The organism is Bacteroides uniformis, from assembly GCF_025147485.1.
GTDB lineage: Bacteria > Bacteroidota > Bacteroidia > Bacteroidales > Bacteroidaceae > Bacteroides > Bacteroides uniformis.
On the sequence record NZ_CP102263.1, the window covers coordinates 2,396,217 to 2,409,655 of the forward strand.

A 13,439-nucleotide genomic window follows, 5' to 3' on the forward strand; every position below is an offset into this window, starting at 1 on the left:
AACGCACATGAAGAAGATTCTGATGATGTTTGCCCTGATTATGGGCGCAGTGGCTGCATACGCGCAGCAAGGCAGCGGGGATTATTACGAGGGATTGAGCCGCAAGATCGGCTTCAGCCAAATGATTCCCCCGCATGGTCTGGAAATCACGTATGACAAGACTGTACATATAATTTTCCCCTCTCCCGTAAGATACGTGGATTTGGGTTCCCCCAACCTGATAGCGGGCAAGGCGGACGGTGCGGAAAACGTCATCCGTGTGAAGGCGACCCGGAAACATTTCCGCAGTGAAACCAATATGAGCGTGATAACCGAGGACGGCAACTTTTACACATTCAACGTCAAGTATGCCGACGAGCCGTTGCTGCTGAACGTGGAGATGTGCGACTTCATCCATGACGGGGAGTCGGTTAACCGTCCGAACAATGCGATGGAAATCTACTTGCAGGAACTCGCCGGGGAGTCGCCCCGTCTGGTACGGCTGATCATGAAATCCGTGTATGGGCAGGACAAACGCAAGGTCAAGCACATCGGCAGCAAGCGGTTCGGGGTTCAATACCTGCTCAAGGGGCTTTACGCACACGGCGAGCTGCTCTATTTCCATACCGAGGTGAAGAACGCCACGCACGTGCCTTTCGATGTGGACTTCGTAACTTTCAAGATTGTAGACAAGAAAATCGTGAAGCGTACCGCCATGCAGGAGCAGGTTATCTATCCGCTGCGTGCCTTCAACTATGTGACCCGTGTGGACGGGAAGAAGAACGAGCGGACGGTGTTCGCCCTGCCCAAGTTCACCATCCCCGACGGCAAGAAGCTGGTCGTGGAGATGTACGAGAAACAGGGTGGCCGCCATCAGTCGTTTGAGGTGGAGAACGAAGACCTTGTACGCGCCGAGACTGTCAATGAACTGAAAGTAAGATGAGTGCCATGAAAAGAAACTTCATCTTTATTATCCTCCTGCTTGCCCTCTTTACGGGGCAGGCGGAAGCCCAGCGCCGGCTGCCGGGGATGAAATCCGTCCGCTTTACCGCTGAAATGGCCGACGGCTTTTACAGCCGGGCAGACCGCCATGATGCGGGCTACGCCTTTTCGCTGGCTGTTGCCACTTACACAAAGAAAGGGAACCAGTGGGTGTTTGGCTGTGAGATGCTACAACGTAATAACCCTTACCGGAACACGTATGTCCCACTGTCGCAATATACAGGGGAAGGCGGTTATTATCATACAATCCTTTCCACATCCGGCAAGTCTTTCTTTCTGAACCTCGGCGCTTCCGCCTTGCTGGGCTACGAGGCCGTGAACAACGGAAACCGCCTGTTGGATGACGGAGCTTCCTTGCGCAAGTATGAGTCCTTCATCTATGGAGGCGCGGTGACACTGGAAGCGGAGGGATACCTGTCGGACAGGATAGCCCTGCTGATACGCCTGCGTGAACGTTTTGTATGGGGTGGCGCTTCCGGCCGCTGCCATTTCCAGTATGGAGCCGGAGTCAAATACATTTTCTAACCTTAAAAAGAACATATACCCATGAAAAGAAGAATCCTTGATTTTATGATGACAGCCTGTTGCATGGTATTTTCCTTTCTTGCCCTTGTCGCCTGTGACAATGAGCTGGATATCAGACAAGAATACCCGTTCACGGTGGAGTCCATGCCGGTGGCGGACGAAATCGTAAACGGTGAGACGGTGGAAATCCGTCTGGAAATCAAGCCGGAAGGAAACTTTTCCGGAACTGTCTATACGCTGAGGTATTTCCAGCCCGACGGAAAGGGCAGTCTGAAGATGGAGGACGGAACGGTACTGAAACCCAATGACCGTTATTTGCTGAACGAATGGAAATTCCGTCTTTACTATACCTCGCAGAGCGGCAAGGAATCACAGACCATAGACCTCTATTTTGAAGACAATTGGGGAAATCTGCAACAGTTGACATATGATTTCAATGGAAAGGATGCGGAGGAGGAAGACAATAATACGGAGGCCGCATGAAAAGAATACCGGTTATTATGATTTTTCTGTCACTTGTTCTGTATGGCAAGGCGGAAAATCCCCCGTCTGACAAGGATAAGGCGGTAGCCTGCATCAAGCGGTGGGAAGGCTGGCACCGGGGGAAAATGCCTTACATCGGTTACGGACACCGCCTGCTCCCCCATGAGAAGCTGACCGAGAACCTGAGTGAGGCACAGGCGGACTCACTTTTGAGATGCGACCTTGAACGGTGCCTGAACGTATTCCGTAAATATGGAAAAGACTCGCTTCTTTTAAGTCTGTTAGGCTTTAATGTAGGCTGTTACCGTCTGATCGGAAACGGCAAAATACCTAAAAGCAGACTGATTCAGAAACTGGACAGCGGCAACCGGGATATTTACAGGGAATATGTATCGTTCCGCTGTTATCGGGGGAAAGTCATTCCAGGCATAGAGAGAAGAAGAAAAGAGGAGTTTGAACTGTTCTATATACCGTAGATTGAAATTATGCAAAGCCGTGAACGGACGCTTGCCATCGCCGTTCACGGCTTTAGTCTTAGCCACTCTTAATTTACCTTTACCCGGTTCATCAGCTGCCCCGATATTTCATGCAGTTCCCGGCAGCGTTCCGGCTGCTGTTCCCTTGCAAAGGCGGTGATTCCCTGTGTCAGTTTCCAGAGCGTGGCCCCGCCTGTCACTCCGTCGTCAGGATTGTTGTTCATCAGCAGTTTTTCCACCTCGCGTCCTTCGTTTTTCAACAAGGCTCCTTTCTGCACCAGATTCTTCAGTTCCTTGTCGAAATCCACGTCAATTTCCGATGCTCCTTGAATTTCGATGGCCTTCTGCATGATGGTGTCTTTGCTGTACAGTCCTTTGGTCAGGTCGGAAACAGCCGATACGGTGGTCTGCGTGTCCAGTTCGTAGGTCTTTTGGGAGAGGGACAGGGATTCCGGCAGTCGGCCTCCAAGGTGTATCTGCCGCATGACGGACTCCCTGACCATCCCGTTCAGGCACGCCCCGTTGAGCAGGAACGACCGCATGTCCACCGATCCGTTGCCATAGTCGGATGTGGAGAAGCGTGCTCCTGCGAAGATGATGACCGTTCCGTTCTTACGGGTGGGTATCTCTATCGGAGTGGGCAGGATTGTCTCACACCATACTTTCGTGTCGTTCATATAGGCATCGGACACGACCGCCCCCTGTCCTCCCGCCTCACGGATGAAAGCGGTCAGGATATCCACCGAGTTCAGCCGACGGTAGGAGTCCGACAATACGCCCCGGACTTCCATTCCTACCGCCCGTATCAGTACCCGTGTACGCTCGGTCCATCCCGAATGCTCGTTCAGGATGGTGGCGCACAACTGTTTCTGCCAAACATCCCCGGCGGAAAGCTCGCGCAGGTATTTGGCGGGAATGCCCATCTTCTCCGAAATCTGGCTTATGGCGTTGCCGTGCAGGTTGAAGTTCCCTTCGGGCATTGCCATCTGTACCCTTCCTTCCGCTTTGAAAGAGATAACGGGGCGTTCCTTGCTACGTTGGCTTACCCCGATGGGAGCGATGAAATCCTGCGCGATCCGTCCCTCACTGAGCAGACGGTTGATGGTGTCCATGACATCCCCCTGCCTGCCTTCTATCATTCGCCGTACCTTGTTGATGACTACCTGGTTGAGTCCCTGCTGTTTCTGTACCGGTGCAGTGGCCGGCATGACTGTTGCTTCCATATTTCTTGTTTTTAAAGTCGTTGATAAATTACAATTTGTTCTTATGGCTTGTCCTGCTTGTTTTAGTAAATTCAGATCTGTACTCTTCTGACAGACGGATATAATCCTTTTCGCTATATCCGGCCGTTCCGAACAGTTCATAATATCCGGGGAAGGGTTTTCTTTCCGTTTCCGGTATATGCGTGCTGGTTTCCTTATGGCAACAGATGATGTGCCGGACAAACCGGTAGCACTTGCAAAGATCCGCCAGGATGGTGTACTCGTTGTCCGTATGAGGTTCATAATATCCGCAGGAGAGATTGACGCAGGATACTTCCAGCCCGTTCCTTTTCAATGCCGCCACATCCGTAGCCAGCCCCTGTGCAGGCTTGTAACCGTACCTCCGGGGATCTACTGCCGAAATGAACTCATTGGAGCAGAGCCTCATTCCGTTGATTTGTGTCACCATGTCCCCGTTCCCTTTCCGGTCGCACTGGATGACGAAACGGCAGTCGGAAAAGAAGGACATGTCGGCATGGCCGCTGCCTATGCATCCTATCTCCTCCTGTACGAAGAAGGCGCATTTCACCGCCTTGAAATCCTCCAGGCATTTCAGGCAGATCCAGATGCCGTTCTTGTCATCCGCGCCGATTCCGGCCATCCGTTTACGCTTGCGGTCATAGCCGACAATCATCGAGTCCGCCACAAGATGGGCTGCATAGGTGCCTGTCTTGCGCCGGTGTACCTCGTCCATGTGCGCCACGACACAGGGGTAGCTTTTCCGGTTGCCTTTGACCGCGTAGATGTTTCCGTGCCGGTCTTGCCGGAAAGGAATACCCATCCGCCTGAGTTCCCCGATGATGAACCCGGCCATCTTCCCCTCCTTGCCGGAGGGGGAGGAGATGTTGTAAAGAGCCATTAATTTTTCCATGATACTGACTTTTCAGGAGATGAACAACTTTTCGATTTGCAGGTACCGTCTGAACTCCGGTACGGGACGTCCCTTCTTGAAGAGGAAGGACGGATATTTCTTTCCCTTGTATTCCGCGGACGTGCCTTTCAGTACTTTTCCGAATACGGTGGATATATAGAACATGTCCTGACAATTCTTGCAGAATGCCGTATCCGGAAAGGAATGTATCTTTCCGCATTTGGGACATACATATTTTCTCCTGTTTGCGCGCCCTTCCGTGCTCCGGCAGGTGGCTATGCTCGTGTCGCCCTCCGTATTTCTCAGTTCCAGGTTACCGTCCGTCAGATGGAGGCTGTAGAACGTGTCGAGGTAAGGCACCCCTTTCTTGTGCCACCTGCAGGCGGGCACTTTCACCGTCAATGAAACCTGTATATTGTCTCCGGCCGCCCATTCCTGCCCCTCAATGGGATTCAGTACGGTGAAATCCGTTGTATGTGTATAATCGTTGTATCTGCGTCGCAACAGGATGCCCGCCTCCTGCGCCTGCTTGCGGATCAGTTCGGCGACGAATGCGTGTGAGGAATAGATGCGGTCCAGCAGGGAGGCGGCAATCGGTGTGTTTATTGATTTCCACAATGTTACCTCGTTCCATACGACAGCCCGTCCGAGTATGTTGTTGCTCTCGTCCCTTGCCACAAGGATTTTAGCGCCGGCGAAGTTGGTATAGAAGTCAGCGGCGTTGCGTGCCTTGTCCTCATACCGCATACAGGAACTGTGCAGGCTGGATGTGTCACTGTCGGAGATGGGGCTGTAGTTGCTTTCCAGATAGGCTTCCATGAAGTCGTTCATGCTTTCATGCAGCCTGACCGTGACTTTGCTGTCCAATGAGAGAGAACTACAGAAATAATTGATTTCGTCGGGTGAGTACTTGGGCAGGTTCTTGAACAGTTCCACAAACGTGGAGGGTTCCAGGTCTGTCCGGTTCTCCGGGAACCAGGGTGCCTGCGGGTTGTTCCGGTCCGGGAAACTGGGATGGGCCAGATCCTTGCTGCAGGCCGTGAACACGATTCGGATTTTCTTGAACGTGCCCGCTTCCGTCCGCTTGCGCTTGGTGGAGAAGCAGTTGTAGGTACCGCGTATGATCTCTTCCACCGGTACGTTCTTTTTTACTTCCGAAAGGATGTCTTTGGCTATCACACTTCCGTTTTCCGCCGCATGCACCAGGCGGGATTTCAATTCATTGCTAACATTCAGTTTCATAATCATTCGTTTTATTGTTTATAAATTCTGCCATGTTTTTATGGCAATTGTTTCTTGTCCGGCTGCATTTGGCGCAATTTCTCTTTCCGCTTTCTGAGCAGGTCAACGGACATGTTCCTGCTTGTCCGATATTCCTCCTCGCTCATCCGGCGAATGGAAGGAATGCCCGTCTGGGTCAGTGTATGGTTTACCATCCAGCCGTCCATGAAGTTTTCGGTGCAGAGGCTGTCATGGTGGATGACTTCCCCCACGCAGCCGTGAATGAGCATATTGCATATGGTCATCAGGCAACAGGTACGGTTGACATCTTCCGCGACAAGATAATTACCCAGGTGGCGTACATGATATGCCAGCAGGAGACGCCCACTTCCGCAGGTAGGGTCGTTTATCCTCTGCCCGGTCTTTTTTCCGTCCGTTTCCGTACACATTACCATCAGGTCGCAGATATGTACGGGAGTGAAGAACTGCCCTTGCGCCTGTTGTCCCTTTCTGGAACTGAGCGCCATGAAAAGGTCTCCTAACGCGTCATACCAGGATGCGGCCTCCAGCTGCTTCTGCATGAGCCGCACCCATTCCGCAAACATTTTCATGAATGCGGCATTCTGCTGCCGCTTGTACCTCCAGTCTTTCAGCGGAGGAGCGCCCGGTGAGAATCCGTGTATGACGTAACGCAGGAAATCTGTGAACACGTTCATCGGATCGTACCCGTTCAAGCCTGCAAACTCACAGATTGTCTTTTCAAGTGGCCGGACTTCTGGGGATGTCTCATAGCGTGTCATATTGTTCTGTTTTTTTATAGAAGGTTACTGTATGTCCGTTATGGTCTGTCCGTATCTTGACGGGGGAGACGCCAAGGAAAAAGAGGTGCGTTTCCGCTTTCAGCATGTTCCATTCCCATGTGGGAAGTTCCTTCCATTCCATACGGTATGCCCAGAGTATGAACAGACCGGGACGGAATCCGTTGAAAAGTTCTCCGTGCAGAATCCCGACCAGCCGCTCCAGTTCTTCCCGCGAGTAAAGGGTGAATGACTCATTCCGATAGATAAAGGCATCAGCCGGTTCAATATCCGGCTGACACTCGATGATGTATCTCGTCCATTCTTTTGTGGTGTACTTTCCGTACAGAGGATCGGGTTCCGTGTATTTCCATGCCCTGACGAATGTGTGGAAGAGGACGGCACCGTTCCTGTGCCTTCCGGTATGCCCCCACATCCGGAACTGTTTGCTGCGTATGCCATCGGGAAGCAGCAATTCCGGACCGGTTATAACCCAAGGGCCTCCTTCCGTATTGTAACCGGTACACTTTTCATTTTCATGGCAGAAAGGTGTCTGTGGGAGAAGGCAAATATGGACTTCCCGGTCATCGCCCCTTTCAATGTGTGCCTGCGGATAATAGTCACCGCCACGGGTAGTATAAGTGACGACATCCCCTGCGGTCGGTAAACTGACTCTTTCCCTGTCCTCCCGCATCCTTGAAATCAGCCGGTTCACCTTCTCCACGTCGCACTCCTTTATGGAACAGGCACACCCTTCATGCCTGTTGAGCAGAGTCAGGCTTTCCAAATCATAAAAATTACCGTACTTCATATTGAGAGCGTTTTTGTTGGTACAATTTGACCTGGCGGGCAACCATATCACAGAACTTCTGTCCGTTCTCCTTCTCGCTTCTGAAATAGGCAATCATGTCCCAGAGATTCTGATTGAAGTAGCCGGTCCATTTTTCGTAGCAGTGACTTCCATAGACCTTTCCGAACGTTTCCTCGAAAAGTGCGGGAGTCAGCCCTTCATCCCCATGGTGGTTGTATTGCCACAGAGAGACAAGCAGCAGCCGGTTATAATCCAGTGTTTCCATATCCGTTCTTTTTTAAGTAAAACATCGGCCTACATGGGTAGGCATTTTTATTTCTTGGTGTCTTTCCGGCCTGTTTGCCGGGGATTGCGACAAGGCTTGGCGAAAGAAAATACCGGAGCGAAGCGAGGATGATTTTCTTTCAGCCAACCCAGCCCCTGAAAGGGGCCGCCTTGCGCAATCAGCCCGGGAAACGGCTATCTTTACAGCAAGAAATGAAAAAGCAGACCTCGGATTCTCTGTTCTGAAGTCTGCTTTTCGGTCATTGTCGAGTCTCATGTTTTTCAGGTATGTATCTGCCATCCGTGGAACGGCTGCAATGTTACGGCAAACGATCTGTCAGGTATTCCATGATAGAGCAGACCTCCCACGATACCTGTCCTTCCGTCGGGATAGCGCTGTGTAAAGCCGAACGAGTACGGGGCATGGTCGTAGTAGAGTGAGATTTCGCAGGGACAGTCAGGGTTTTCTTCCCAGCTTTTCAACCGTTCCAGACATTTTTGGAGCGAGGTGTCACCGATGGATTCGGCATAGCGCCTTACATTCTCGAAATGTTCTTCATTCAGGATTTTCATGACTTTTGTATTTTTATCTGTTAAACACGTCCGGCTCCGGGAGCCGGTATTTTTATTTCTCGCCTGCCTGACAGTCCCGTGGCCGTACCCGCAAGGTTTGGCGAAAGAAAATACCGCAGCGAAGCGAGGATGATTTTCTTTCAGCCAACCCCGCAGGGGCCTGACCTTGTACGGGTACACAGGACACGGGACTACCTTTGCAGGGTGGGAAATAAAATATGCGGTTGTTCCTTGTTGCGGGATCTTGTATGGCTTCCGGAGATAATCTTCCTGATTTGTTCGCCATTGCCGGACAAATGGTGTATTTTTGCAGTTTCTAATTTCAGGATCATGGAAAACTATATAAAGAAAGCGGCGGATGCTTTCCTTGTGGAGCGTCCGTATGGTATGCGTGTGGATTACAGGAAGAAAGGATTCGTGCTGTTTAACCGCAACCTGAACGTATTGGGCAATGCGGAGCATGCCCGTCTGGAAGAGCTGCCTCTGGAGCGGTTCAATGTGGAGGAGATTCCGTTGGATGGTGAAATTGTGGAGGAACACGCGGGATTTACCGATGTATTCTTCTATACCGATCTGACCAGCCCCTATGCCGGATATGCGCTGAATTTGCAAAAGCTCAAGGCCTATAACCGGTTTATGTTTCCGTTGGCGATGGCGCTGAACCGTAAGTTGTGAGTCCGGAAGCCGGCAACGGTAACAGCCGCATGGAGCACGCCGTTACCGCCAGGTTTTATTATTTGCCCTTTCTTGTTGTTATAAATGCAAGATAATCGCCCACGGCCTTATGGCATCCGGTAAAGTCCGGAGTCCGGAGACCTTTGATTTTCCGGTAACTGACGGTTCCGTTCCTGTCAATGCCTCTTACATGCCTGTTGAATGTCCCTTTGGTTCTGATATGGATGTCAAAACCGTCCCTTCCGGTGATTTCAAGGAACATTCCTCCCGTGATCCGTTCCCCGTCCAGGAATTTCTGTTTCTGTTCATCGAGCAGCCGCTGATATTGCTCTTCCCGCGCTCTGCGCTCTTCCGCCTCTTTCTCCTCCTGTTCCCTGCGTTTCTGTTCCTGCCTCCTTTTGTATGCCTCACGGGCTTGCACCAGGGGGGTGGTGTCAAGTCCGAGAGCCTCGAACACGCGGACGGAGATCAACCTGACAAAGGCTCCTCTTTCCGCGCCCTGAAGCGTATCCGCGATCCAGTTCCTGCAATAGGCGGCAGTTTCGTCCCTGCGGTTTTCTCCGTTGAGGAACCGGCGTGAATACTGCCCGCTGGAGAAATAAACGTTTTCAATCCGGCAGACCACATGGAAACAGTCATCGTCCTCATTCCCATATTCGTTCTTTCTAGACAGGGAGAGATATACATTCTCGGCGTACGGTTCCAGTTCCATATAAGGAGCCACGACGGTATTCCCGTCAGACCTGTACTTGAATACTTTTGCTTTCATACTATCGTTCAGTTTGTCGGTTGTTGCATATTTCATCTATAATCTCTTTCCCGCTTCTTTCACCCTTCAGGAAGGCAAGGAAGCGCCTCAAAAAGAGCCGGGCACAGTCAGTTCCCAGCTGGGAGCTTTCACCGTCTTTGGTAGCGCATACCGCAAAACGCCCCAGTCCGAAACTGTCCTGTTGCGGTACGATGTGGTAAGACAAGTCCTCGCTTGCGTTGATGTGCAACCCACGACGGAAAACATAGAAAGTTTTCGGGATTCTTCTGTCGGTATCGATTTCCATACGCTTGTAACCGTGATGTTCCAATAACCGGACCAGTTCCCTGTTTGTCGGAATTGTATGTCCGATCCAGTCCGGCCAGCTTATATTTTCTATTGTATGTCCGTAATTGTCATATAATATGTCGAACTGTTCCTGGTATTCATCGTAAAATTCCCCGTTCCCGTTGCACATTTTCTCCAAAGCGATGCCGTTTTTACGGACAAGGGCAAGGTCGCCCAGTCCGCACGCGATTTCATTGAGCAGCGTGCGTTCCTCATCCCTGTCCTTTGCCGTTCCGTAAATTCTAAGCCGGGAATACCGGTGTAGCGCCGAACGGGACGGCATATCCAGTTTTTCCCATATCCCATCGTTTCCTATAGCCTGTCTGGTGTTTTCCGGAAGTCCGTACCACCACTTGTCCAAATTGTTTGTATCCATAATTTCTGAATCAGATTGTTTTTAAATTCTGTTTTGAGTACCATGCCTGATACGCGGCGGCATACTCCTGACGTTCCCGTTCCAGGGAATTTCTCATCTCAGGGGTGTATCCGAGCAGGCGGATGTATCCTCCGTTATAGCCGGTGAGTTCGCACCTTATTCCGGCTTCCTCCAGTTTGTCGATGCGTTTTTGGGCCATTTTTGCGCTTGAATATTCCTTCGGCCAAAAATAGACTTCGCCCCGTGAGCCGAAACAGTCTTCCCCCAGAATTATTTCCCCGGCATACTTCCGGCTTTCGATGAAGCCGAAACGCGCTTTGCCCAATGCCCGGCGCATTGCCTCGTGTGCCGGACCTTCCGGATGCTTGAATATCTCCGGCTTGTCTTTGCTGCCGAGTTTGGGCGGTTCCACCTTGTACGGCTGTTTGTAACTTCCGATTCCGAGCGTCAGGTAAAAGTTGGTGTGAAAATAGTCCGTCATGGGGTCGCTGTCATCGAAATTGTACGACATGATGAAATCGCAGATATTCACCATTACATCCTTTGCCCTGTCCGTCAAGGATTTGTCTGAATGGATATGATGGTGGTTGACATCGCCTTGAACTTTTCCGGACTCTTTGGTGAACGCCTCGAAATCCGCTTTCATCAACCGGATATGGATGGAGTGGCAATTCTCCCGTCTGACAGAGAACTTGTATCCCGGATAGGTCTCCTTGAGCCATGCCCGTACCAGTCCCACGATTTCAGGAGCGTGCTGCCCCTTGTAATTGCGGCCTTTCCAGCGGTATTCGTTATACACATACTTGGTGTATTCCTTTGCCGTGGCTCCCGGATAGTCATATTCATATCCGGTTGAGGTCGAGGGAATATCCGGTTTTTCTTTCCAAGCCTCAAAAAGCCTTCCAAACTCGGTGTTCACCTGTTGCATGATTGCGGTGTCACCACCCTTGTCCGGGTGGTGCTCCAATGCCAGCCGGCGGTATTCTTTCTTCAAGTCCGCCAGAGAGTGTATGTTCTGAAAATAAGTCATAGCCATAAGTTTTTTATGCCCCTGCGAGGCGGTTGATAAAATATTCCCGGTAGTCAAGGTCAAGACCGAGGTTGAGACAGGCCGTTTCCATGTCATCTTCTCTCAGGTCGTCCGCCTCCTGCAATTCGCGCAGGTACCGGATTTCGGAGTCCAGGTATTCCTGTGCTTCCGTTTGACCGCAACCGCATGAGTTGCAGATCAGACTGATAATGTTTCCCTGCATGCTGTTTGATTTTTTATGTTTCTGTTCCTGTTTCTGAGGCCTCGTCCGTCGTATATCGAGACGGCCCGTTCCACCAAAAGCCTGCGGTTGTCTTCCGAAAGTTCCAGATAGAACCGTTCCGCCGCGCCGAATGTGCCCTTGTCTGTCGCCACGCACCATTTTTCCCAGAAATGCGGGTACATGCCGCCATACACGGTTTTGCATTCCTCCTCGCTCCAGGCGTTCCACATGTAGTAGAAGAAACTGGAGACGGTATTTTCCGCTTGATATTTCATGGTTCTTCTATTTGTGATTCTACATTGTTTGTTTCTCTCAGTTGATGCCACACAGCCTCATACATCTCATGAAGCCAGTCTATGTTCTTCGCGCCGAGTTCAAACGGGCTGTGACACTGCACCTCGTCACCGCTTTCTTTCTCTTCGGCAAGGACGGTCAGGCTGTCCGCCGTTACCCGGAGTCCTGTCACCCTGCATTCATATGGTTCTCCGTTCTTGCCAAACCATATCACCCAGACCGGATCATAATCCTCTTCCGGAAGACGAATTTCTTTCACGCAGTGAGCATGGAGCAACTGCCGTATCGCGTCGATGATGTCCCCCCGCAGTTCCTTGATCCTGCCGCTGAAATCAACGGCTTCTGACGGTAAACTTCCTTTTCCGCCTCTTTCCTGCAAGGAGAGAATCTGCGTGTCGGGATGGATACAGAAATCCCAGTCCAACACTTCATCGTCATCGCGTGTCGTGTGGATATCGCCGCCCAAAACAAGACCGCAATCGTCATTTACCATTCTTTTTGCTTCATCGCGGTCTTCTGCCGCTACCGTGTAAGTGCCCTCGAAGGAATACCTTACTCTTATGTCATATCTTTTCATGATTCTTTCCATTTGATTGTTGATACCAGATTCATTGCCCGGAAGGATTACCGGATATTCAATATTGCGCTAAAGGCATGTGGGTCAAGCCTGTAAAACGTCGGAAGGTTAAGTGTGACCATCGGGTAGCTTACTCAGCCGCTCTGACGTCTATAACCTGTATCCTCAGCCAATTTGTTAGACAGAAGGAACTCCATGGCATCAGGATTGTTGTTGATGTCCACGAATGCCCTGTCAGGCAGTGAGAATGCCGCCTTATCTTCTAAGTTGACCGTCAGGACCGTGTATATCTCATGGGTCACGGGATCTTTCAGAGACAATGCCGGCCAGCCGTTATGGTACATTTCAATCACGATTGAGAGACGGCTTTCCTGATACAGGAAAGTCTCTTCCATGGACGGATGGTCGCATTTGGCAATTTCAAAATCATCCTCCCCTTTGGTAAATGTCACCATCGGATAGGATACATCGACAAAACATTCCTCTTCCCGGTAGCAGAGATGTTCTTTTCCCTCTGAACGGATTATAGCCAATCGGGTGTTCATATTCGTAACTGGTTTTAAAATTATTGACTTGCAAGTTAATTGGCCGGCATTCACCTGCCTGTTTCTTTAAACGTGTGATTGTCACCGCCTGCGGACATTTGGGAGAGTTGCTGTCTCACCGCCTTGATTTTCCCAATCAGTTCGTCCTCCCTTCGGAATGAGGGGGTACATTTGGTACGCCTCATCCCGGCTCCCCAGGGGATGCCGCCGCATACTTTTCTCAGGCGTGCCTTTTCGCTTTCCAGGGCCGACTCCAGACGGGCCAGCCTGCGTCGCAACGATTCTTCGGTCACAGTTCTCATGATTTCATTGTTTTTTTAGTATGGTGACGGGTCGGAAAGACAGTCACCATACCGTCG

19 protein-coding genes and 1 pseudogene are annotated in these 13,439 nt (G+C 51.0%); 5 read left to right on the plus strand and 15 right to left on the minus strand.

Annotation, left to right across the window (positions count from 1 at the left end; translation table 11 throughout):
- The first annotated feature begins 7 nt into the window (after positions 1-7).
- Genes traN through NQ510_RS09270 form a run of 4 tightly spaced genes read left to right on the plus strand, consistent with a single transcriptional unit; the run spans position 8 to position 2,465 of the window.
- Positions 8-922: a conjugative transposon protein TraN gene (gene traN / locus NQ510_RS09255; RefSeq protein ID WP_005828721.1), complete on the plus strand. Its 915-nt coding sequence runs from the start codon at positions 8-10 to the stop codon at positions 920-922.
- Complete coding sequence (locus NQ510_RS09260) at positions 919-1,506, plus strand: conjugal transfer protein TraO (RefSeq protein ID WP_005828719.1); 588 nt, start codon at positions 919-921, stop codon at positions 1,504-1,506. The genes traN and NQ510_RS09260 overlap by 4 nt, the downstream gene beginning before the upstream one ends.
- A gap of 21 nt (positions 1,507-1,527) precedes the next feature.
- Complete coding sequence (locus tag NQ510_RS09265) at positions 1,528-1,989, plus strand: DUF3872 domain-containing protein (RefSeq protein ID WP_005828717.1); 462 nt, start codon at positions 1,528-1,530, stop codon at positions 1,987-1,989.
- The gene (locus NQ510_RS09270; protein WP_005828716.1) at positions 1,986-2,465 is read left to right on the plus strand and encodes a glycoside hydrolase family protein; all 480 of its coding nucleotides are present in this window, start codon (positions 1,986-1,988) and stop codon (positions 2,463-2,465) included. Before NQ510_RS09265 ends, NQ510_RS09270 begins: the two co-directional genes overlap by 4 nt.
- Before the next feature lie 68 nt (positions 2,466-2,533).
- Here the strand turns inward: NQ510_RS09270 and NQ510_RS09275 are convergent, their stop codons facing one another.
- The 7 genes from NQ510_RS09275 to NQ510_RS09305 all read right to left on the minus strand — a co-directional run bounded on the left by NQ510_RS09275 (position 2,534) and on the right by NQ510_RS09305 (position 8,264).
- Positions 2,534-3,688 carry a hypothetical protein gene (locus tag NQ510_RS09275; protein WP_005828713.1) on the minus strand — a complete coding sequence of 385 codons (1,155 nt, stop codon included), beginning with the start codon at positions 3,686-3,688 and terminating at the stop codon, positions 2,534-2,536.
- A gap of 28 nt (positions 3,689-3,716) precedes the next feature.
- Entirely contained in the window at positions 3,717-4,598 is an 882-nt protein-coding gene (locus NQ510_RS09280) for a hypothetical protein (RefSeq protein WP_005828711.1), read from the minus strand.
- Positions 4,599-4,610: 12 nt separating this feature from the next.
- Positions 4,611-5,846, minus strand: a complete 1,236-nt coding sequence (locus NQ510_RS09285; RefSeq protein WP_005636598.1) for a hypothetical protein — start codon at positions 5,844-5,846, stop codon at positions 4,611-4,613.
- A gap of 32 nt (positions 5,847-5,878) precedes the next feature.
- Positions 5,879-6,619, minus strand: a complete 741-nt coding sequence (locus tag NQ510_RS09290; protein WP_005636600.1) for an N-6 DNA methylase — start codon at positions 6,617-6,619, stop codon at positions 5,879-5,881.
- Complete coding sequence (locus NQ510_RS09295) at positions 6,606-7,427, minus strand: DUF4121 family protein (protein WP_005636601.1); 822 nt, start codon at positions 7,425-7,427, stop codon at positions 6,606-6,608. Before NQ510_RS09295 ends, NQ510_RS09290 begins: the two co-directional genes overlap by 14 nt.
- A complete protein-coding gene (locus NQ510_RS09300; protein ID WP_005636603.1) occupies positions 7,414-7,692 on the minus strand; it encodes a hypothetical protein in 279 nt (92 codons plus the stop codon). Before NQ510_RS09300 ends, NQ510_RS09295 begins: the two co-directional genes overlap by 14 nt.
- Positions 7,693-7,973: 281 nt before the next feature.
- Positions 7,974-8,264 carry a DUF4120 family protein gene (locus NQ510_RS09305; RefSeq protein WP_005942846.1) on the minus strand — a complete coding sequence of 97 codons (291 nt, stop codon included), beginning with the start codon at positions 8,262-8,264 and terminating at the stop codon, positions 7,974-7,976.
- A 330-nt stretch (positions 8,265-8,594) separates the two neighbouring features.
- Here NQ510_RS09305 and NQ510_RS09310 point away from each other — a divergent pair, with 330 nt between their 5' ends.
- The gene (locus NQ510_RS09310; RefSeq protein WP_005636608.1) at positions 8,595-8,939 is read left to right on the plus strand and encodes a hypothetical protein; all 345 of its coding nucleotides are present in this window, start codon (positions 8,595-8,597) and stop codon (positions 8,937-8,939) included.
- Positions 8,940-8,997: 58 nt separating this feature from the next.
- Here the strand turns inward: NQ510_RS09310 and NQ510_RS09315 are convergent, their stop codons facing one another.
- The 8 genes and pseudogenes from NQ510_RS09315 to NQ510_RS09350 form a co-directional block, all read right to left on the minus strand.
- Positions 8,998-9,708: a hypothetical protein gene (locus NQ510_RS09315; RefSeq protein WP_005840921.1), complete on the minus strand. Its 711-nt coding sequence runs from the start codon at positions 9,706-9,708 to the stop codon at positions 8,998-9,000.
- A gap of 1 nt (position 9,709) precedes the next feature.
- On the minus strand, positions 9,710-10,411 hold the full coding sequence (locus tag NQ510_RS09320; RefSeq protein WP_005636610.1) for a hypothetical protein: 702 nt from the start codon (positions 10,409-10,411) through the stop codon (positions 9,710-9,712).
- Between the two features lie 10 nt (positions 10,412-10,421).
- Positions 10,422-11,441, minus strand: coding sequence for an LPD29 domain-containing protein (locus tag NQ510_RS09325; protein ID WP_008778735.1), 1,020 nt, complete (start codon positions 11,439-11,441; stop codon positions 10,422-10,424).
- Between the two features lie 13 nt (positions 11,442-11,454).
- Positions 11,455-11,664, minus strand: coding sequence for a hypothetical protein (locus NQ510_RS09330; protein WP_005802673.1), 210 nt, complete (start codon positions 11,662-11,664; stop codon positions 11,455-11,457).
- Positions 11,640-11,939, minus strand: coding sequence for a hypothetical protein (locus NQ510_RS09335; RefSeq protein WP_005637786.1), 300 nt, complete (start codon positions 11,937-11,939; stop codon positions 11,640-11,642). Before NQ510_RS09335 ends, NQ510_RS09330 begins: the two co-directional genes overlap by 25 nt.
- Positions 11,936-12,535 carry a hypothetical protein gene (locus NQ510_RS09340; RefSeq protein ID WP_034525703.1) on the minus strand — a complete coding sequence of 200 codons (600 nt, stop codon included), beginning with the start codon at positions 12,533-12,535 and terminating at the stop codon, positions 11,936-11,938. Before NQ510_RS09340 ends, NQ510_RS09335 begins: the two co-directional genes overlap by 4 nt.
- Positions 12,536-12,582: 47 nt before the next feature.
- Positions 12,583-13,080: pseudogene (locus tag NQ510_RS09345) on the minus strand (DUF4313 domain-containing protein).
- Positions 13,081-13,130: 50 nt separating this feature from the next.
- A complete protein-coding gene (locus NQ510_RS09350; protein WP_005634966.1) occupies positions 13,131-13,382 on the minus strand; it encodes a hypothetical protein in 252 nt (83 codons plus the stop codon).
- Positions 13,383-13,439 lie beyond the last annotated feature (57 nt).

Bases quoted from the DNA above. Each gene is read 5' to 3' on its own strand.
- traN (WP_005828721.1), top strand. From the start codon at position 8: ATGAAGAAGATTCTGATGATGTTTGCCCTGATTATGGGCGCAGTGGCT.
- NQ510_RS09260 (WP_005828719.1), top strand. From the start codon at position 919: ATGAGTGCCATGAAAAGAAACTTCATCTTTATTATCCTCCTGCTTGCC.
- NQ510_RS09265 (WP_005828717.1), top strand. From the start codon at position 1,528: ATGAAAAGAAGAATCCTTGATTTTATGATGACAGCCTGTTGCATGGTA.
- NQ510_RS09270 (WP_005828716.1), top strand. From the start codon at position 1,986: ATGAAAAGAATACCGGTTATTATGATTTTTCTGTCACTTGTTCTGTAT.
- NQ510_RS09275 (WP_005828713.1), bottom strand. From the start codon at position 3,688: ATGGAAGCAACAGTCATGCCGGCCACTGCACCGGTACAGAAACAGCAG.
- NQ510_RS09280 (WP_005828711.1), bottom strand. From the start codon at position 4,598: ATGGAAAAATTAATGGCTCTTTACAACATCTCCTCCCCCTCCGGCAAG.
- NQ510_RS09285 (WP_005636598.1), bottom strand. From the start codon at position 5,846: ATGATTATGAAACTGAATGTTAGCAATGAATTGAAATCCCGCCTGGTG.
- NQ510_RS09290 (WP_005636600.1), bottom strand. From the start codon at position 6,619: ATGACACGCTATGAGACATCCCCAGAAGTCCGGCCACTTGAAAAGACA.
- NQ510_RS09295 (WP_005636601.1), bottom strand. From the start codon at position 7,427: ATGAAGTACGGTAATTTTTATGATTTGGAAAGCCTGACTCTGCTCAAC.
- NQ510_RS09300 (WP_005636603.1), bottom strand. From the start codon at position 7,692: ATGGAAACACTGGATTATAACCGGCTGCTGCTTGTCTCTCTGTGGCAA.
- NQ510_RS09305 (WP_005942846.1), bottom strand. From the start codon at position 8,264: ATGAAAATCCTGAATGAAGAACATTTCGAGAATGTAAGGCGCTATGCC.
- NQ510_RS09310 (WP_005636608.1), top strand. From the start codon at position 8,595: ATGGAAAACTATATAAAGAAAGCGGCGGATGCTTTCCTTGTGGAGCGT.
- NQ510_RS09315 (WP_005840921.1), bottom strand. From the start codon at position 9,708: ATGAAAGCAAAAGTATTCAAGTACAGGTCTGACGGGAATACCGTCGTG.
- NQ510_RS09320 (WP_005636610.1), bottom strand. From the start codon at position 10,411: ATGGATACAAACAATTTGGACAAGTGGTGGTACGGACTTCCGGAAAAC.
- NQ510_RS09325 (WP_008778735.1), bottom strand. From the start codon at position 11,441: ATGACTTATTTTCAGAACATACACTCTCTGGCGGACTTGAAGAAAGAA.
- NQ510_RS09330 (WP_005802673.1), bottom strand. From the start codon at position 11,664: ATGCAGGGAAACATTATCAGTCTGATCTGCAACTCATGCGGTTGCGGT.
- NQ510_RS09335 (WP_005637786.1), bottom strand. From the start codon at position 11,939: ATGAAATATCAAGCGGAAAATACCGTCTCCAGTTTCTTCTACTACATG.
- NQ510_RS09340 (WP_034525703.1), bottom strand. From the start codon at position 12,535: ATGAAAAGATATGACATAAGAGTAAGGTATTCCTTCGAGGGCACTTAC.
- NQ510_RS09350 (WP_005634966.1), bottom strand. From the start codon at position 13,382: ATGAGAACTGTGACCGAAGAATCGTTGCGACGCAGGCTGGCCCGTCTG.